Annotated in this window: 20 protein-coding genes; 5 read left to right on the plus strand and 15 right to left on the minus strand. The window is 35.1% G+C overall.

Annotation, left to right across the window (positions count from 1 at the left end):
• Nucleotides 1-106: 106 nt before the first annotated feature.
• A complete protein-coding gene (locus tag ACL9RH_RS08995) occupies nt 107-559 on the minus strand; it encodes a hypothetical protein (RefSeq protein WP_422693026.1) in 453 nt (150 codons plus the stop codon).
• Between the two features lie 383 nt (nt 560-942).
• On the opposite strand from ACL9RH_RS08995, the gene ACL9RH_RS09000 reads away from it, so the two are divergent.
• On the plus strand, nt 943-1230 hold the full coding sequence (locus tag ACL9RH_RS09000; protein WP_422693027.1) for a GNAT family N-acetyltransferase: 288 nt from the start codon (nt 943-945) through the stop codon (nt 1228-1230).
• On the opposite strand, the gene ACL9RH_RS09005 is transcribed toward ACL9RH_RS09000, so the two are convergent.
• On the minus strand, nt 1231-2370 hold the full coding sequence (locus tag ACL9RH_RS09005; RefSeq protein WP_422693028.1) for an MBL fold metallo-hydrolase: 1140 nt from the start codon (nt 2368-2370) through the stop codon (nt 1231-1233).
• A gap of 300 nt (nt 2371-2670) precedes the next feature.
• Between ACL9RH_RS09005 and ACL9RH_RS09010 the strand changes: the two genes are divergently transcribed.
• Complete coding sequence (locus tag ACL9RH_RS09010) at nt 2671-4185, plus strand: S41 family peptidase (protein WP_422693029.1); 1515 nt, start codon at nt 2671-2673, stop codon at nt 4183-4185.
• A 59-nt stretch (nt 4186-4244) separates the two neighbouring features.
• Here ACL9RH_RS09010 and ACL9RH_RS09015 read toward each other — a convergent pair whose 3' ends face one another.
• The 5 genes from ACL9RH_RS09015 to ACL9RH_RS09035 all read right to left on the minus strand — a co-directional run bounded on the left by ACL9RH_RS09015 (nt 4245) and on the right by ACL9RH_RS09035 (nt 8828).
• Nucleotides 4245-4835 carry a hypothetical protein gene (locus ACL9RH_RS09015; RefSeq protein WP_422693030.1) on the minus strand — a complete coding sequence of 197 codons (591 nt, stop codon included), beginning with the start codon at nt 4833-4835 and terminating at the stop codon, nt 4245-4247.
• 23 nt (nt 4836-4858) lie between these two features.
• Nucleotides 4859-5359: an RNA polymerase sigma factor gene (locus ACL9RH_RS09020; RefSeq protein WP_422693031.1), complete on the minus strand. Its 501-nt coding sequence runs from the start codon at nt 5357-5359 to the stop codon at nt 4859-4861.
• A gap of 346 nt (nt 5360-5705) precedes the next feature.
• Nucleotides 5706-6521 carry a hypothetical protein gene (locus ACL9RH_RS09025; RefSeq protein ID WP_422693032.1) on the minus strand — a complete coding sequence of 272 codons (816 nt, stop codon included), beginning with the start codon at nt 6519-6521 and terminating at the stop codon, nt 5706-5708.
• A gap of 11 nt (nt 6522-6532) precedes the next feature.
• Nucleotides 6533-7045, minus strand: a complete 513-nt coding sequence (locus tag ACL9RH_RS09030; RefSeq protein WP_422693033.1) for an RNA polymerase sigma factor — start codon at nt 7043-7045, stop codon at nt 6533-6535.
• Nucleotides 7046-7199: 154 nt separating this feature from the next.
• Nucleotides 7200-8828 (minus strand): NADP-dependent glyceraldehyde-3-phosphate dehydrogenase, encoded by a 1629-nt coding sequence (locus tag ACL9RH_RS09035; RefSeq protein ID WP_422693034.1) that lies wholly within the window; start codon nt 8826-8828, stop codon nt 7200-7202.
• Between the two features lie 175 nt (nt 8829-9003).
• On the opposite strand from ACL9RH_RS09035, the gene tpx reads away from it, so the two are divergent.
• Complete coding sequence (gene tpx, locus ACL9RH_RS09040) at nt 9004-9573, plus strand: thiol peroxidase (protein ID WP_422693035.1); 570 nt, start codon at nt 9004-9006, stop codon at nt 9571-9573.
• Nucleotides 9574-9700: 127 nt separating this feature from the next.
• Here the strand turns inward: tpx and ACL9RH_RS09045 are convergent, their stop codons facing one another.
• The 5 genes from ACL9RH_RS09045 to ACL9RH_RS09065 all read right to left on the minus strand — a co-directional run bounded on the left by ACL9RH_RS09045 (nt 9701) and on the right by ACL9RH_RS09065 (nt 13764).
• A complete protein-coding gene (locus ACL9RH_RS09045) occupies nt 9701-9994 on the minus strand; it encodes a hypothetical protein (RefSeq protein WP_422693036.1) in 294 nt (97 codons plus the stop codon).
• A 5-nt stretch (nt 9995-9999) separates the two neighbouring features.
• A complete protein-coding gene (locus ACL9RH_RS09050; RefSeq protein ID WP_422693037.1) occupies nt 10000-10152 on the minus strand; it encodes a hypothetical protein in 153 nt (50 codons plus the stop codon).
• Entirely contained in the window at nt 10153-10713 is a 561-nt protein-coding gene (locus tag ACL9RH_RS09055) for a hypothetical protein (protein ID WP_422693038.1), read from the minus strand.
• An 81-nt stretch (nt 10714-10794) separates the two neighbouring features.
• Nucleotides 10795-11715 carry a tetratricopeptide repeat protein gene (locus ACL9RH_RS09060; RefSeq protein ID WP_422693039.1) on the minus strand — a complete coding sequence of 307 codons (921 nt, stop codon included), beginning with the start codon at nt 11713-11715 and terminating at the stop codon, nt 10795-10797.
• 1344 nt (nt 11716-13059) lie between these two features.
• Nucleotides 13060-13764 (minus strand): DUF6261 family protein, encoded by a 705-nt coding sequence (locus tag ACL9RH_RS09065; protein ID WP_422693040.1) that lies wholly within the window; start codon nt 13762-13764, stop codon nt 13060-13062.
• A gap of 382 nt (nt 13765-14146) precedes the next feature.
• On the opposite strand from ACL9RH_RS09065, the gene ACL9RH_RS09070 reads away from it, so the two are divergent.
• Nucleotides 14147-15199 carry a GTP pyrophosphokinase gene (locus ACL9RH_RS09070; protein ID WP_422693041.1) on the plus strand — a complete coding sequence of 351 codons (1053 nt, stop codon included), beginning with the start codon at nt 14147-14149 and terminating at the stop codon, nt 15197-15199.
• 12 nt (nt 15200-15211) lie between these two features.
• A complete protein-coding gene (locus ACL9RH_RS09075) occupies nt 15212-15451 on the plus strand; it encodes a hypothetical protein (RefSeq protein WP_422693042.1) in 240 nt (79 codons plus the stop codon).
• A 59-nt stretch (nt 15452-15510) separates the two neighbouring features.
• Here ACL9RH_RS09075 and ACL9RH_RS09080 read toward each other — a convergent pair whose 3' ends face one another.
• The 3 genes from ACL9RH_RS09080 to ACL9RH_RS09090 all read right to left on the minus strand — a co-directional run bounded on the left by ACL9RH_RS09080 (nt 15511) and on the right by ACL9RH_RS09090 (nt 17896).
• Nucleotides 15511-16287 carry a hypothetical protein gene (locus ACL9RH_RS09080; RefSeq protein ID WP_422693043.1) on the minus strand — a complete coding sequence of 259 codons (777 nt, stop codon included), beginning with the start codon at nt 16285-16287 and terminating at the stop codon, nt 15511-15513.
• A 95-nt stretch (nt 16288-16382) separates the two neighbouring features.
• The gene (locus ACL9RH_RS09085) at nt 16383-17138 is read right to left on the minus strand and encodes an MBL fold metallo-hydrolase (protein WP_422693044.1); all 756 of its coding nucleotides are present in this window, start codon (nt 17136-17138) and stop codon (nt 16383-16385) included.
• A gap of 215 nt (nt 17139-17353) precedes the next feature.
• Nucleotides 17354-17896, minus strand: coding sequence for a Crp/Fnr family transcriptional regulator (locus ACL9RH_RS09090; protein ID WP_422693045.1), 543 nt, complete (start codon nt 17894-17896; stop codon nt 17354-17356).
• Between the last annotated feature and the right edge of the window lie 4 nt (nt 17897-17900).

Consider the following 17900-nt stretch of genomic DNA (forward strand, 5'->3'; position numbering starts at 1 on the left):
CAAATTAATAGACAAAATTTTTCATTATAAAATAAAAAGTGAAGACATGAAAAATGACCAACGCAGTGTTGATCATTTAATATTGAATGTATGGCTGATAAATGGTTTAGTGCCAATCATCATGGCCATGATGATGCTTATTCTGTTTTTTGTAATATTTTGCTTTTTGTTTATAGTATTTGTGCTGATCCTTACGGTACTTTTTATAATCATTCTTATTTCTGCCGTATACAATGACAGGATTTTGACCTCTGTAATATCTTTTCTTAAATATGATATATTTTTCTCTTCCCAGAATTTTTTCCAGCTCATTATAACGGTCTCCTCTCCATCTTCCCGGATCTACTACATACACTCTGTTCCATGAGTTATAATCGCGGTATCTGTCGTTTAATGCATATATCTGATTGGCCTGTGTGGTAGAAAGCAGCAAATCCGCAACCACAGTCTGCCAGTTAACATCCGAAATACTCCTTCTGTAATCATTGTAATAATCCGACTGGGCATAGCTCATGCTGAATGTCCCAATCAACAATACGGTTAGTAACAACTTTTTCATTTCATTCCTCTTTTTAAATTAAATATGATGATAGAGTCAATTAAAGTGCCAATTCTGAAGTAAGAAGTGTAAAACTTGCTATATAAAATCATAAATAACTGATTATTTTTAGAATAATTCCTATACAGAATCCTCTGAAAATAAACACAGATTTCAATTTTTCAGAAGGAATTAAAAGGACTTATTTATTAAAAGCTGACTAAAATCGTTTGTCATTCAATAGAAAATCCATAATTCCTAATTCTCATTTATTATCATTATAAAATTCGTTAAGATTTCTAAAAACTGTTATTTCATATGAATTTATTTTGTAATTTTAAAGAAGAGAATGTTTTTCGGGAGTTCTCAAATTTATTTTTTTAATCAACCAAATTTCAGAAATTATGGAAAATATAATATTTAAAGTATCTCCATATCAAGATGAATTGCAGCTACTTATAGACGGAAAGAAAGCAGGATATATGTCCATAGAGGTTGATGGAAGACTGCTGATTGTATACTACACCAAGCTTGAAGAAGAGCGTGAAGGAAAAGGATACGCCAAGTTACTGCTTGATGAATTGGTTCGTTATGCAGAAGAAAAAGATCTTCTTGTAGACCCGGAATGCGATTTTGTAAGACAACAGTTTGAAAATCATCCCAGAAGATATAAAGACATCTGGCATGCCTGATCAGTCTTCCCACCAGACGGCAAACTGCTGATCCGACAGGTTAAGATCTACTACTTCTCCAATCTTTGGAGTAAGGATATCTAAACCTTTTTCTTTTCCAAAACAGGTAATCTTCTGCAAAGGCTCATTCCATGGATGAAGGGCCAATGCAAACTTTGCCGCATGAACGGGGATAATGTGGTTGGCTTGAATATCTATGGCTGCCTGAATCACATCTTCAGGAAGAGTATGGATATATCTCCAGGCTTCTCCATATTGTCCGTTTTCAAGAATAGCATAATCGAAAGGCCCATATTTTTCACCAATTATTTTAAAGTGAGAATCGTAACCGCTGTCTCCACCCAAAAAGATCTTTTTTGTAGGCGTTATCAGAACATAAGAAGACCAAAGGGTATCATTCTGCTTTATCCTTCTGCCTGAAAAATGTCTTGCAGGAGTAAAAGCCAGTTTTATATTATTCTTCAATTCAACTTCTGTTCCCCATTCTTCTTCAATAAGCTGTGTTTCCTGATATCCCCATCGTTCAAAATGCGCACCTACTCCCAATGGCAGAATCACCTTATCTATACGGTCTTTTATTGCTTTTACGGTAGGATAATCCAGATGGTCAAAATGATCATGGGTAATCACCAGATAATCTAAATCGGGAATATCTTCAGGTTTATAGATATCGGATCCTTTAAATGCTTTATTAAAATACTTAAAAGGTGAACCATACATACTGAGAACCGGATCAATCAGAAATGAAATTCCATCGGTTTGAAGATAATAGGAAGAATGTCCCAACCATATAAATACATCTTTATTTTTATCAATATTTTTCAAATGGGTATAAACAGATGGAATGGGTTTCAACGGTTTCAGCAACGGATCTTTTTTACCCAAAAAGAAATCATAGGTAACTTTAGTCATTGTATACCCTTCGGTAATGGAAGGAGTATAGCTCAGATTTTGAAATTGTCTTTTTTTATATAGTTTTGACTGTTTGATACGTTTCAACCTTTTCCCTTTTGGAACCGCACCAAATACTTTCATATTGATGATAATAAAAAACGAAACAGTAAGAACAATGATACTTGTAAGAATCCAATAAACCATCTGTAAAAAATAAGCATCAAATGTATTGACTTTTGTTTTCAAATGAAAAGGCTGTTTTATTTTTTTACTTAAAAAGCATCAAACAACGGAGTAAAAGTCAAGCGACAAGTATTAGAAATGAAAACAATATATCTCTTCTATAACCGTTGTAACTTTTCGGAGTAAAAATACACTGATTGAGCAAAGTTAAAACCGGTTCAAAAACAGGACTGATTAGCTTACAGCTTTTTAACTAATTTTAGTATGTTTTTCGGAAAATTTATTATTCATTTGGATGATCGTTATCTTAAATCTTTCTATTTTAGCAGCTTAAAAACTCAAAATACATTGAAAAATTATTTGATGATATTTCTTCTCGCTATTCTTTCATCCTGTGCTTCTATCAGAAGACATAACGAACAGCGGGCTTCATGTATTTCCCCCGAGAAACTTAGAGAGGACGTAGATTATGCTTATGCTAAATTGCAGCAGATGCACCCTCAACTGTACTGGTATATTCCCAAGAAGGAACTGGAACTTAAGTTTGACAGTCTTAAGAAAACCATTACAGAACCGCTTACTCCTCTTCAGTTTTATTTTAAATTTCAGCCTGTCATTGCCGGAATTCGTGAAGGGCATCTCTCTTTAAGAATTCCCAGAAAGAAGTTTACGAAAAGTGAAATTAAAAAATTTGAACATCAGAAAGGGTTGTTCAGCCGTTTTGAGTATTATGTAGAAGGAGACAAAATGTTTATTATTCAAAACCGGGATTCTATTGAAAATATACAGCCCGGTACAGAAATTTTATCCATCAATGCCATTCCGGTTTCAGATTATATTAAAAAATACAGAAGTCTGATCAGCAGTGATGGTTATAATACAACATTTCAGTCTTATTTTTTAAAAGATCTTTTCTTTAACTTTTATACCGCAGAGCATGGACTTTCCAGCAAAGCAACCCTTGAAACCTTATATAAAGGGCAAAAGCACACGTATAACCTAAGCAGAGAGTCCAAATCTGATACGGATCTCGAAAAAGATAAGGAAATGCAAAAAAGAACTCAGGAAAAGAAACTCAACGATTATGTGGCTTCCAGCAATTCTTATAATAGAAGCTTCAGATTTCTTGATAAAGACAGTTCCATAGCTTATATCAAAGTAAGAAGTTTTTCAAGAGATTATTCTGATAAATTCTATAAAAAAACTTTTTCACAGATTAAAAACGCCAATTCAGAATACCTCATCATTGATGTAAGAAATAATTACGGAGGTTCTCTTTATGAGATCAACAATCTGTATTCTTATTTAACAGACCAGCCTTTTACCTTGATAAAACCTTCTCAGGTAACGTCCCGAATCACTCCATTGAGGACCAATTACTTCAGAAAAAGTTCTCCTTTGGAATATGCTTATAAAAGTATTACCTATCCAAGCTACTTTTTTGGTCAGGCTTTCAGTACTTATAAAAAAGACGGAAAGATATTCTATAAAATGAAAGCGGACAAACCTACAAAACCCAATAAGGAAGCCTTTCATGGGAAAGTTTTTGTATTGATTAACGGAGGAAGTTTCTCTGCATCTTCTATCATTACTTCAAAGCTTAAAAATGATAAAAGAGCAACTCTTGTAGGAGAAGAAACGGGTGGAGCCAACGATGGAACAGTGGCTGGTTTTTATTCTTTTCAGAAACTACCCAATTCAGAAATCAAATTTCCAATAGGACTTCTTCTCGTACAGCCTAATATTGATTTTACAGATTCCAAAAAAGGAGTTCTTCCCGATGTTGTGGTAAAAGAAACCATGCAGGATATCATTGATAAAAAAGATCCTCAACTGGATTGGATAAAGAACGAAATCGCCAAAGAAAAAAATAAATAAGATCATTATTTAATGGTAAAACATAGTTTCGGCGGGCTGAAAGCCCGCCGAGTCAGTGTTTATTTTTTCAAATCTTCCAAAAGACTTTCAATATGTTTTATATATCTTCCATAGTAATGGTGAAACCAAAACTTACCAACTATATAAAGCAAAAACAATCCGCCTATCACAGTACTTATTAATATGGTCGCAATCTTTACTTCGCTCAAAGGTTTAGGCCAGGGAATAAACTCAAGTACGATCAGGATTTCACAAACCAGAAACGGAGCGAAACTGATATAATACGAAAGATAATACTGTTTATTAAGATTAAGCTGCATCACAAGATCTCTCAGAGAATCATAGGTTTGAAGTACAGGATTACTGATCTCCTTGTAAATTTTAAAAAACTTACTGAAAAAGAACACCGTGACAATAAGCATTGAAGCGATCAAAACGGTGATATACAGTTGAAGTTTAAAAGGTTGGCATATAGAGCACACCAAAAATGCAAAAATAAAAATGACGATTATCCACCAGAATTCCTTTCGCATATTTTTACGCATCTTTTCCAGGGGGAGATTAATTTTATTTCGTTGCTCGATACTTATTTCCGGGGTTTCTTCCGTCATATCTTCATTCCAGGTATTTTTCAATTCATCGATATTCATGAGGTTGCAGATTTAATGTTGTACTATTTTTTATTTTGGCTTAAGATATCTTTCAGTTTATTCTTTGCTCGATTCATTTTTACTCTGGCATTGCCTTCGGAAATTCCCATTTCGTCAGCAATTTGCTTTCCTGAAAAATCTTCCAGATAATAGAATATAAAAGCTTTATCGATAGGATTGAGCTGATGAATAGCAGTATACATTTCAGACAGTTTTTCTTCTTTAGCATAATCATACTCTTCCTGGGCAATGATTTGATTGGAGAAATCTTCATTCGCAATAAAACTTCTTCTCTTTTCAGATCTCAGGAAGATGATAGCCGTATTTAAAGCAATTCTGTATAACCAGGTTGAAAACTCGCTTTCTCCTCTAAAACCCGGATACGCTTTCCATAGCTGATAGGTAATTTCCTGAAAAAGATCATTACGATCGTCTTTTTCAGTCATGTACATTTTGGAAATCTTAAAAATGATTCCCTTATGCTTTTCTATCTTATTTATAAACTCTTGTTCTAATGAGGTCATAACTTGTTACTCTATAGAGTTAGTTTTCATTCAGAAAAAATGTTACATATAGATACAAAAAAATAAAAAAACCCAACAGAAAATACTGTCAGGCTCTCATTTTGTGTTTTTTAATAACTACTATTTTCCTAGGATAGTACTGTTTTTAGGGTTTTATTTTAAATGCTAAGTATGACAAATGACATTATAAATCACACCTATATTTCATTAAATATTTAACAGTTAGTAGAAAAAAAGCAAAAATGTTACATACTTTTTCAAAAAAAGCTGTCAATATTTCTACTGACAGCTTTTCTAACTTCTTCTTAGAGAAGATGTATTTTTTAACGAAATGATGAAGTGTCCTTTAATTCAGCCTGTTTAAAGCTCTCTGCAAACTTCTGATCTCTATAAAATCCAACTTAGCTCCAATAATAATGACAGCTAAAAGCACCAGTGTCAGAAATACAATAATGAAAATATAAACAGATATAAACCAAATGACTGTATTCAGGATATTTCCTTTGATTCCCATTCTCTTCATAAAGAACTTTTGGGACCGCTCAAACCAGCTTTTTTTCTTTTCTGCCAGAGGCTTCACTTCTACCCCATTAAGCTCGTCTACCAAGCGTACAACATCATCAATATATCTGCCGTACATATAGTAGATCCAATATTTTATCATAAAAGCGATCAAAAGAAGCGTAATCAAAAGGCTGATCCCAAAAATCGCCACATTATACTCCATTTCAAAATGAAAGTTGATTTTGATCAAGGATAAAAGAAACCCTAAAGGAATATAAGCAATATAATAGGAGATGTAGATTTGTTTAGAGACAAGAAGCTGTGTTTTAAGATTAAAAAGATCATAATTTGTATTGATACTGTTCTTCCGAAGCAGTTTATAAAGCTTACGGAATCTGGAGTAGAAATACGCCATGAAAGCAAGCGTCAGAACAGTTACAAATATAGAAATGATCTTAATGTTGGAATCACCCGAAGCAAACGGAAAACCGATCAAAAGCATTGGCAGCGTAATAACCATCAGCCAAAACTCAGTTTTCATATTGATTTTCAGCATTTGCAACGGAGAATGGATCTCCCTTTGTTTTTCAAGAGAAATTTCAGGAGGCTCCTGTCCTGTATCTTTATTCCAAAGTTCTTTAAAATTGTCTAGCTCCATGGTCTTGTTTTTTAATTTGAACCTGTCCTTTGCTGTTTTGCAATAATCTCTTTCAACTTTTCTTTGGCCCTTTTTAGCTTTACCCTCGCATTCACTTCCGTTATTCCAAGCTGTTGAGCAATTTCTTTGCCTGAAAAATCCTCCAGAAAGAAAAAAATAAGCGCCTTATCGATAGGACTCAACTGATGAATTGCTTCGTACATCAACTTCATATTCCGGTCATCCGTATCATTGTAAGGTTCCTGAGGAGTACGCAGTCCGTCAATATCCTGATTCTGGATAAAACTACGTTTTTTTTCACTTCGGAGAAAAACAATTGCAGTATTGAGCGCAGTTCTGTACAGCCACGTCGAGAAATCACTTCTCTTCTGAAAATCACCATATGATTTCCAGGCCTGGTAAATGATCTCCTGATAGAGGTCATTCTGATCGTCCTTATTATCCATATACATTTTAGAGATCTTGAAAACAACACCTTTGTGCTTTTCAATTTTCTCTAAAAATTCTTTTTCCCGTGAAGACATAGCACAGACAAATCATTGGGTACTATCAAAAAAAGATATTACCCCCATTATAACACAAAACTTATTTCCCGGCATCAAGTTAAAAAAATCCTCAAAAAACATTACTGTTTATTGAGGATTTTTATTTTATGTTAAATGGATTTGAAAATAATTACTAAAAAATATAGTCTGTACTTAAAAAGTTTGAATCATGTTCTCTTACTATTGTATTTAATAATGTTTTGTTAGAATCCGTCAGTTTGGCGGCTACCAAAGATCTTATCGAGAACGAACGAAGCGCATCAAATACAGAAAGCGTTCCTTCCGCGCTGTCTTTTCTGCCTGTAAACGGAAACACATCCGGTCCGCGTTGTGCCTGGCAGTTAATATTCACACGGCTTACAAGATTCACAAAAGGATCGATCAGCTGAGCTACTTCATGAGGATCTTCACTGAAAATACTTACCTGCATCCCATGAGAAGCATTCACCTGATACTCTATCGGTTCCTCAATATCTTCAAACGGAACCACAGGAATCACCGGCCCAAACTGCTCTTCATGATACAGCTTCATATCACTGTTTACAGGATATACTACCGCCGGAAATACAAAAGACTCTTCCGTATATCCTCCGTTTTTATTTAAAACGGTAGCTCCTTTAAGCAGAGCATCATCAATACACTCTTTCAGATAAGGAGGTTTGTTCACTTCCGGAAGCGGAGTTACCTTTACCTCTTTTTCCCAAGGCAGTCCTGGTTTTAGCGCAGAAACCGATTCACTTAGTCTTTTTGTAAACTCTGCTGCCACTTCTTTCTGTACAAAGATCAGTTTCAAAGCTGTGCAACGCTGTCCGTTGAAAGAAAGTGCACCTAGAATACATTCACTTACCGCTACGTCAAGATCTGCATTCTTGGTAACAATTGCGGCATTTTTAGCATCGAGGCTCAAGATTGCTCTTAAACGGTTCACTTTCGGATGCAGCTTCTTCAAGCCATTGGCTACTTTACTTGATCCGATAAAAGCAAGAACATTCACTTTTCCGCTTTCCATGATCGGTGTAATAATTTCAGATCCTTTTCCGTATAAGGTATTCACTGTTCCTTTCGGGAAAGCTTCTTTAAAGGCGTTCAATAAAGGATAATGGGCAAGAACTCCATGTTTTGGCAGTTTAAACAGAATGGTATTTCCCATAATCAAAGCAGGAATCAGTGTGGTGAAAATCTCATTCAAAGGATAGTTGAACGGTCCCATACTCAGTACTACTCCCAATGGAGCTCTTCTGATCTGAGCAATGGTGCCTTCTGCCTGCTGAAAGCGTGAAGATTCTCTGTCGAGATCCTTCAAAGCATCAATGGTCTGGTTGATATAATCTACAGTACGGTCAAATTCTTTGGTAGAATCTGCCAGTGTTTTGCCGATCTCCCACATTAATAATTTAATGATCAGATCACGCTGCTGAATCATCAGGTATACAAACTTCTGCATACATTTTATTCTTCCTTCTACAGACATGGTAGGCCACTCTCCAAGCCCGTTATCATATGCTTTTACACAGGCTTCCAATACCTCCATAGCTTCTTCCGGGCCTATATTCGGGATACTTCCCAATAGCTTTCTTTCTAAACCGTTTTCTGTAGGAATGCATACCGGAGAATAAATATTGGTAACTTCTCCCTTCCACTCTACAAGTTCACCATTCAAAAGATAGGTTTTCTGGTGAATCACCGGAACTTTATATTCTTCCGGGATATCGTTTTCGTTTTTAAAAATATCTTGGAATGATGATGTCTTTTCTGAATTCATACGTCTTTCTATTTTTTTAATGTGATTATAATACTCCTGATATCGGAGGTTTGATAGTATAAAGGTAGAGGTAAAATTCTTTGCAAAAAATAACCTGTTAATAGATTTACTCTATTTAAATTAAAATTAACGTTACCTCCTAAAAAAAGAATAATTTAGCTTAAAAATAAATTTCATGTTTTCAAAATTCGTTTTCAGTACCCTGTTATTCTTTTCTGCGGTGAGTTTCGCCCAAAATACCAAAACCCCCAATACTGTTTTGATGAAAGGAGAACCTGTACGTACTTATGCTCATTTACCGGCCCTCAATAAACCGGCTCCCAAGTTTACCCTTACCGATGTTAATATGAATGACCAGAGTTTGGATTCTTACAAAGGAAGGTATGTCATTTTAAATATCTTCCCAAGTGTAGATACAGGAGTTTGTTCTGCATCTGTTCATCATTTCAATGAGCAGGCTGGAAATCTGCCTAATACCATAGTGCTTTGTATTTCGAAAGATTTGCCTTTTGCACAGAAAAGATTCTGTGGCGCAGAGGGAATTAATAATGTTGTGATGCTTTCAGATTTCCGTTCCGATTTCGGATGGAATTATGGCGTAGAAATGATAGATTCTCCTATGAAAGGGCTTCTGAGCAGAGCGGTGGTCGTCATTGACCCTGCAGGAAAAATTGTGTATGAAGAACAGGTTTCTGATATCTCGCACGAACCTAACTATGAAGCTGCCATTGCCGCTGTGAAATAAACGGTTCGGCTTTATGTCAATATAATAAAATTTCCGGCGATCTTCGATCGCCGGAAATTTTAATTTAAAAACATCTGTGGTATACTACCTGTTTAACCGCAGAAATACAATCATCACAACAGGATATTTAATCTCCATCTCCTATAGAATTAAATTCTTTTGTGGAATAATGCAGAAACAGCAGAAGGAGTAAATCGTCAACAGACTCATCAACATCAATATAAAAAACAGACTGTTTATATCCTTTTCTTTCTTCCCGTATCTCGATTAATAGCTTTCCTTTTTCTATCAGCTGGTTTGTCTTTTTTAATTTAAAATAGAAAATTCGTACACCCTGCCCCGATTTAATAATTCTTTCTTTAGCCAGATCCGTAAAATAAACAACTGTACTGGAATCAAACAGTTCTGCATCGTTCTTCAAAAACCCTACATTTTAATATCATATTTTTTAGAATCTAACACTATATAATGCTTATAATACAACCATTTCCTTGTCTCTATTATTCTTCCGATTTCATTTTGGGTATCTGAAACCAGTATGATATTTCCTTCCTGATAGTGTGCTGTATACTTTTTCAATTATTTTATTTTTCTTTTTGTAGTTATCATAAGAACTCCGTTTTTACCATCTTTACCATATCGTTTTACAGCATCTTCAAGTAAAAGGGAAGTAACATTTTCAATATCGTCAGGAGGTAATTTCTTCATTTCCTCAATTGAACTTTTTTTACCATTAATGATAATCAAAGGCGGAGCTGTTTTTTGTGATAGTGGAGCTCCTGTCCTTACGGGTTGTACAGTTGCCAACGGTTTCCCGACTATGATTTGAGAAGGTTTTGTATTTTTTATTTCATGAGGCTTTACTTCCTGGGCATGAACTGTATTCACGAAGCTTCCGCCCACCAATAATCCCAACGCTAATGTTCCGGCTATTGAAAAGTTCAGATTTCTGTTCAGCTGATCTTCCCGGAACTTTCCACATATACCTTCCTCCGGATTGAAACGCGTTACTAATTCTTCGTCTGAAAATCCGGTAAAATCTTGAACGGTTTTAGAACAAACTGCACAAAATCTACCTTTTTCATCAGGGGTCATATCAGCCCAATTTTCATGGCAGGGCTTTGGAATGGTAATTTTCATAAAGTATCTTTTATAATAAGGATGTTTGAATCATTCAAAAGGTTGGAAAGATAAAAAAAATCAATATTCTTCGTGATTATTTTATCTAAGCAGTAAAGCAATTTTCTTTCTGAAAATAAAGACAACAATTCCCGATAACAGTAAGGCAGCCAATGACAATAACGTTTCCATATTGTCAAAACCTTTAGATTCATGAACATAATTCAGTACTTTTTCATCTACAGGTTCTTCGGGTGGGCAAAGCTTTAGTCTTTTCTCCATCAGAGAACTGTCAAAACCGTATTCTGCTGCTAACCGATAATCGTCCCCTGCATCCGCCTTGGAATCCATTAAAAAAGCAATATTACCGAGGTCAAATAAAAGCTGTGCAACAATTTTATCTTTAGGGCTTACAAAAGATATTCTTTCGTTCAGCTGATAATACACCTGCATTCTCAGATTTTCAAGTTCTTCCAGGTTTAGATTGGATTTTGGATATTCTTCATTTCCGAAGTCTTTTCCGATAAGATGCATAGAGGAAATATAATCGTCCCCTTTTATTTTAGCTTTCAGGATATTCACATGAATCCATTCGGAGCCTGAATGAGATTCAGGATTGATTTTCACGGCCTTCTCAATCCATTTCAGGGCTTCTTTATTCTCTCCTATCAGCTCGTAAGCTGTTCCCATGTTAGAATAGGTAGAATATCTGCCAGGCTTCATAGATTCTATCTTTTTATACAGCTGAATAGCCTCTTTATATCTTCCCAACACGATCAGAATAAATCCCTGATCCGACAGATAGTCTAATTCTTTGGTATCATGGTATCCTTTTTCCAGTTTCACAAGAAATTCTTCCAATTGTTCTCTTGTTCTAAAGCTGTGTCCGTATGGAACATTCCCTTCATGGTCAGCGTACAGTACCTCGCTATTGGCTAAAACCATCTGTTCACCATTGAGGCAGGCCAAAGCAGGTATTGAAAATAGAATGATAAAAAGAAGACTGAAAAAAATTTTATTCATGGATGTATTAGTATTTCTTTGATTACTATGAAATCCAAAAATATAAAATCTTTGCGCCTTTGCGAACTTCCAACCTATATATTTTTCTTGGAGAATTTTTATTAGAAAAATAATAGCTGAAAATCTTTGATTTTCTTGCGCCTTACATCATACACAAAGAATAAAAAATCCTTGCGCCTTTGCGTGTTTCCAACCTGTATATTCTTTGTGGGAAAGATCTTTGTTGGAGAATCGCAAAGACGCAAAAGAATATTTCAAAAAATATGACCAAGGCGCAAGGATTTTATCTAAGATAAAATTTAATAGCCGGAAATCGTTGATTGACTTGCGCCTTACATCATGCACAAAGAATAAAAAATCCTTGCGCCTTTGCTTATTTCCAATCTATATATTCTTTTTTGGAAAGTTCTTTGTTGGAGAATCGCAAAGACGCAAAAGAATATTTCAAAAAATATGACCAAGACGCAAGGATTTTATCTAAGATAAAATTTAATAGCCGAAAATCGTTGATTGAATTGCGCCTTACATCATACACAAAGAATAAAAAATCCTTGCGCCTTTGCGTATTTCCAATCTATATATTCTTTTTTGGAAAGTTCTTTGTTGGAGAATTACAAAGACGCAAAAGAATATTTCAAAAAACATGACCAAGGCGCAAGGATTTTATCTACGATAAAATTTAATAGCCGGAGATCTTTGATTTTCTTGCGCCTTATATCATACACAAAGAATAAAAAAACCTTGCGCCTTTGCGTATTTCCAACCTGTATATTTTTGTTGGCACGTTCTTTATTGGAGAGAATCGCAAAGACGCAAAAGAATATTCTAAAGATCATTATTAAGACGCAAGGATTTTATCTACGATAAAATTTAATAGCCTACATTAAAATATTTTTAGTTAGAAAATAATAGCTGAAAATCTTTTATTGACTTGCGCCTTATATCATAAAGAATAAAAAACCTTGCGCCTTTGCGTATTTCCAACCTGTATATTTTTGTTGGAAAGTTCTTTGTTGGAGAATCGCAAAGACGCAAAAGAATATTTTAAAGATCATTATTAAGGCGCAAGGATTCTATCTACGATAAAATTTAATAGCCGACATTAAAATATTTTTAGTTAGAAAATAATAGCTGAAAATCTTTGATTAACTTGCGCCTTATATCATAAAGAATAAAAAAACCTTGCGCCTTTGCGTATTTCCAACCTGTATTTTTCTTGTTGGAAAGTATTTGTTGGGGAATCGCAAAGACGCAAAGATTACTTTACAGAACGTTGTAAAGGCGCAAGGATTCTATCTACGATAAAAACAAAAACTCAACATAGTGTTGAGTTTGTTATCTGTATTAAGATGGTTTTTCCGATTTGGGTGTTTCTCCAATGGAAGAATTCTTTGCGGCTTTCACCAGCTCATTCACATCGGAGTAGAAAAGTTCCCAACCCGGCACTTCCTTCATTGCGGTGAGCAGATTAATATAGGTTTTGAGTGTTTTTTCCATATTCTTTCGGATCGCACTCGCACTGCTCATATTGCGAAGATCTGCATTAGCCTGTGCCTGATCTGCAAACAGATTTTCAAAAACCTCGTGCTTCGTTTTCATTTCTGTAAAAGCGGCATCCAAACCGAGAACACTTATTTTCTGTCTGTTTTCAGAAGTTTCCAATGTTTCGATCAGTTTTTTCATTTGAGCTGTTTGTGAAGAATAGCTTAGTCGGTCCAGATCCAGTCCAAACGTTTTAAACACCCCATACAGGTCTTCTGCCAAATGATAATTGGTGGCTAAAGCAAGCTTACGGTATCCATTCAGGAAGGCTTTCAAATTGTTGTAGGCTATATCTCTTTCGTGGTCGGCTGTTGCTACATCATTTCCTTTTCCGCTGTAGATCTGCTTAGCGTATACTTTATCGTAAGCAGCATAGGAATCCTGTAAGGTTTTCAATAAAGGGTGGCTGGCAATAACAGGGTATTTTCCTGATTCGGCATTAGAGATCATTCGCTGAACTAAAGTCGCAAGGTCTTTAGTACTCAGCTTAGTGAGTGCAATTTTCATACTTGTGTTTTTTTAAATTAACAAATTAAAGATATAAAAAAATTGTTTGGTTACAAACACCCCTGAAACAAACCTCCCGACCCCTCCGGAGGTTTCCCGCAACTTGCAGGAGACTTCCGGAGATCTCCGGAAGTCACAAACAAGCTTGTTTTTAACAAACGGAGAACTCCGGAGGTTTGTTTTAAGGTTGTTTTTAACTTCCGGAGAGGTTGTGCAGGTTTACTGAAGGGGTTGTTTTGAGTTTGGAAGTTTCTAGATTATGGGAATCCGTAAGGTTTTATAAATGATGTAGTTTATATTTGATAATCTTTTCCGTAGAAATACGGAGGTAATTATTATACTTGTTTTTATATTTTTGAAAACATTCCAATTTTATATTTTTATGAAAGAAATTATACTACAAGAGTTTCAAGAAAAGCATACTAATTATAAACACTTTTGCGACAAGACTATAAACTTAATTGGAGATTTGTTGCAGCAAAATAAAATAATAATTCATAATCTGTCTGGCCGAGTTAAAGATAACCAAAGTTTAGCAAAAAAAATAGACAAAAAAATAGATAAGTATACTTCAATAAATGATATTACCGACATAATAGGAATTAGAATAATAACTCATTTAGAGAGCGAAGTGGACATCATTGAAAAACTAATGAGAGACGAATTCAAAATAGACGAAGAAAATTCAATTGACAAAAGAGAATTAAGCAATGATCAATTTGGATATCGTTCACTTCATTTAGTTATTTCATTAAATAATACAAGAGATACTTTAACTGAATATGCTTCTTATAAGGACTTTAAATGCGAAATACAAATTAGATCAATATTACAACATGCTTGGGCCGAAATTGAACATGACTTAGGATATAAAGGCAAAATCCAAATCCCAGATCAATATAAAAGAGATTTCAATAGGTTATCTGCTTTATTAGAAACAGCAGATAAAGAATTTGATAGATTGAAAAAAGAGCTCTCTACTTATGAAAATAATGTCTCGAATTTAATTATTTCTGAACCTCAAAATGTTGGTATAAATAAGGCCAGTTTGGAAAAATTTAATTTAGACAATGAAATACTAATAGAAGCAAGAAATTTTCTTGCAAATAAAATGCAATGGAAATATATTGAATCTGTGGGATCTGATAGAATTATTCCAAGATTCGCTTATTTCAAAATGAGAACTATCAAAGATATTAACGATTCTCTTATAGAAAATAAGGATCTATTTTTCAAATTTTTAGATGTATTCACTGAAGGTTTCCACTATTCTGAAATTGCAATTAATATTATCATATATTATTTTCAGCATTTTTTAGCAGCAATATCAGAAGATGAAGATTACATTAATGGATATCTTCATTATGAAGATACAATTGGTGGTGAACCAGAAGAATTTATAGAAAAAATAAAAGAAGCCAAAAATAAAGTTTAGAAATCCTCAACATTGCTATATATCATCCGTAAGCCTTATGGAATGGTCTTTTATTATGTGCGAAGAGAATTTTATGAAACACGTGACGAGCAGTACAATACATTACTTGGAAATGTACCGTTTTTAGTAGAAAATGAAACGGGGAAGATTGTTCCGTTTGGCTCAGCGCGGTCGATAGATTATTATCTTGAAGAATATGAAGCCGGAAGATGGATCATTTTACCGGATGGCTCCAGATTGATTACCTTTTAAAAAAGCTTTATAATAGAAAAAAACCTGCTTTACAGCAGGTTTTTATTATTAGGATATTGTTATTCCGTTACTTCTGTAAGATGAAAATATCTTGGATCAGGATATTGAAATTCAAAATTCAGTTCTGAGATCAGTTTTGCAGGAGAGATCGTTCTTCCGTGCGAAGTACGTTCTCCAGAATACGGCAAGCCTTTCTGGGCGTTGATGATCTCTTCTTTATTGGGATGAACGGGAGCCACTACATTATATACTTTAGCCTGAGACTGCTGATCCAGCATTTTCTCCACAACGGAACAGATATCCGCATAATGAATATGATTCACCAGTTGATCCAGGTTAGAAATATTATAATTCTTTAAAAGGCGGTTATCCCCCATTAATCCTGCGAGTCTCAAAATATTGATCTCAGGAAATCTGCTTTTGATACCATACTCGCTTGGAATATCATCTGCAGGCTGATCATCTTCTGTGAATTCTTTATCAATCATAGGATATACTCCTGTGGAACTCATCATCAATAGCTGCCCTTTATAATCACCGAGAAATGCCAGTACATTTTGCGCCTTTCCATTCATGGGAACTTCTACTCCTCTTATTCCTGAAAACGGAACGGTAATGATCACCGCATCCAGTTGTGAAGCGACTTCCCATTCCTGAATGTTCTCCGCAATATCTTCATCCGGAAAATCTACCAGTGTGGGATGATATCCTTTGGCAGAGAGGTCTTCTATTTTAGATTCGGTAGTGGTAGTGGCAAAAATTTCATAATGCCCGGACAGTTTTTCCGCAATATGCCCCCCCAACCAGCCGCAGCCAATAATTCCTATTTTTTTCATTGTTTCGCTTCTGAATTTATGGTTTAAAGATGTTTAAAATTTTAATGCAAACCAAGAAAGTAACGGAATATTGAACAGTTTTATCCTAAAAAGCATTAGATCAGAACTTCTCCATCGTTGAGGATAAGGTATTCCTGCTTTGTTTCGGCTGAATACTGCTGCAGATCTTTGTCATCAAATTGCTGTGGAATGTAACACTGTTCATGAGAAAACAATCCATAATGGATAGGAACCAGCTTTTGAGCGTGTAGTAAACGAGCTGCTGAAAAGGCTTCTTTTATATTGAGCGAAGCTGCAATAGGGCTGTATTCCAATCCTACGATCTCAAAATTGACCACCACTCCATTCACAGGTAAAAAGGCGTAATTGATATCTTCGTTTTCTTTTCCGAGCTTCCAGAATTGATTGTGCCAGATGGTATCTCCGCCATGAAAGATTTTGGTACTGCCATCCTCAACAATCCAGGAAGACTGCATATCTCCTATTCCATCCATCGCATACACCGGTTTGAATGTAATATTGTTTTCCGTGAAGGTTTCGTTAAGGTTCAGCGCAACGATTTCTACATTCTCCACATGCTCTCTCACCAAAGACTCCAATGCTGAATAAACAATCAGCTTTCCGTCTTTTTTGAGGCATTTTTCAATGACGCTTTTGTCAAAGTGATCCAAATGCATATGGGTGAAAATGATGTAGTCTGCCTGTACGTTATCAGAGAATACGATCAGTTCATTAGCGGCCTCTCCAAGAACAGGTTTGTAATAGGAAAAGTCTTCTACAGCGTCTATTAAAATCGTTTTGTTTTGTGTCGTAAGCTTAATTCCAGCCCAGTTTAATTTTTGTATTTCCATACTTTTTTCTTTTCAGCAAAGGAAAAAACTTAAGAAGGGTGAAACAATAAACAAAAGTTAATTAATGAAGGATGGAAGAACGAAGATAATAGTGTAGGTTATTGTTGAAATGCAAAGATGTAAAATATTCTGATGTTATATAAAAGAAGCAAAGATGGCGGCTAAACCACTGACTAAGCTAACAATAAGAGCAAGTTTCATCGAATTTTCGGTCTCTACGTAATCCTCTTTCTGATTCTGCTTAGGGAAATTGGGGTGATTCCAATATAGGAAGCAAGGTATTTCAGAGGGATATTCTGGATATAATGCGGTTTGTGCTTCAAAAGATATTCGTACATATCCTGAGGAGTGTTTTTCAGGAGCAGCATTTCCCTTTTCATGGCTGCATTGAGCTTGCTGCTTAGATAATAATTCTGAACGAAGCGGCATCCCGGGTTGATAACAAACATTTCTTTCACCTCATCCAGGCTTATTTCCCAGGCCAAACCATGGTTAATAGATTCATAGATTCCCTCAGAATCATTATTGTCAACGATAAAGATATCGCCCGGAAAATAAAATTCTGCACAGATCTCAGTATCTATATCTGAGGGAGTATGAAGGTAATATTTACGGACCAGCCCATCTTCCACAAGATAGGCTTTATTGTCCGGAAATAGATTTTTCTTTGAAAATTCAACGCGGGCAAATTTCTCCCAGATAGGATCGTCATCCTCTACATTCAGGTGTGAAAATAGTTTTTTATTGATGGTTGCCAATGTT

This window comes from Chryseobacterium sp. Mn2064, assembly GCF_049319685.1.
GTDB lineage: Bacteria > Bacteroidota > Bacteroidia > Flavobacteriales > Weeksellaceae > Chryseobacterium.

What these genes read in the sequence shown, in the direction of transcription:
- ACL9RH_RS09065 (WP_422693040.1), bottom strand. Translation starts at nt 13,764, where the DNA reads ATGAAAATTGCACTCACTAAGCTGAGTACTAAAGACCTTGCGACTTTA.
- ACL9RH_RS09025 (WP_422693032.1), bottom strand. Translation starts at nt 6,521, where the DNA reads ATGGAGCTAGACAATTTTAAAGAACTTTGGAATAAAGATACAGGACAG.
- ACL9RH_RS09070 (WP_422693041.1), top strand. Translation starts at nt 14,147, where the DNA reads ATGAAAGAAATTATACTACAAGAGTTTCAAGAAAAGCATACTAATTAT.
- ACL9RH_RS09000 (WP_422693027.1), top strand. Translation starts at nt 943, where the DNA reads ATGGAAAATATAATATTTAAAGTATCTCCATATCAAGATGAATTGCAG.
- ACL9RH_RS09085 (WP_422693044.1), bottom strand. Translation starts at nt 17,138, where the DNA reads ATGGAAATACAAAAATTAAACTGGGCTGGAATTAAGCTTACGACACAA.
- ACL9RH_RS09020 (WP_422693031.1), bottom strand. Translation starts at nt 5,359, where the DNA reads ATGACCTCATTAGAACAAGAGTTTATAAATAAGATAGAAAAGCATAAG.
- ACL9RH_RS09080 (WP_422693043.1), bottom strand. Translation starts at nt 16,287, where the DNA reads ATGAAAAAAATAGGAATTATTGGCTGCGGCTGGTTGGGGGGGCATATT.
- ACL9RH_RS09035 (WP_422693034.1), bottom strand. Translation starts at nt 8,828, where the DNA reads ATGAATTCAGAAAAGACATCATCATTCCAAGATATTTTTAAAAACGAA.
- ACL9RH_RS09055 (WP_422693038.1), bottom strand. Translation starts at nt 10,713, where the DNA reads ATGAAAATTACCATTCCAAAGCCCTGCCATGAAAATTGGGCTGATATG.
- ACL9RH_RS09030 (WP_422693033.1), bottom strand. Translation starts at nt 7,045, where the DNA reads ATGTCTTCACGGGAAAAAGAATTTTTAGAGAAAATTGAAAAGCACAAA.
- ACL9RH_RS09015 (WP_422693030.1), bottom strand. Translation starts at nt 4,835, where the DNA reads ATGAATATCGATGAATTGAAAAATACCTGGAATGAAGATATGACGGAA.
- ACL9RH_RS09010 (WP_422693029.1), top strand. Translation starts at nt 2,671, where the DNA reads ATGATATTTCTTCTCGCTATTCTTTCATCCTGTGCTTCTATCAGAAGA.
- tpx (WP_422693035.1), top strand. Translation starts at nt 9,004, where the DNA reads ATGTTTTCAAAATTCGTTTTCAGTACCCTGTTATTCTTTTCTGCGGTG.
- ACL9RH_RS09060 (WP_422693039.1), bottom strand. Translation starts at nt 11,715, where the DNA reads ATGAATAAAATTTTTTTCAGTCTTCTTTTTATCATTCTATTTTCAATA.
- ACL9RH_RS08995 (WP_422693026.1), bottom strand. Translation starts at nt 559, where the DNA reads ATGAAAAAGTTGTTACTAACCGTATTGTTGATTGGGACATTCAGCATG.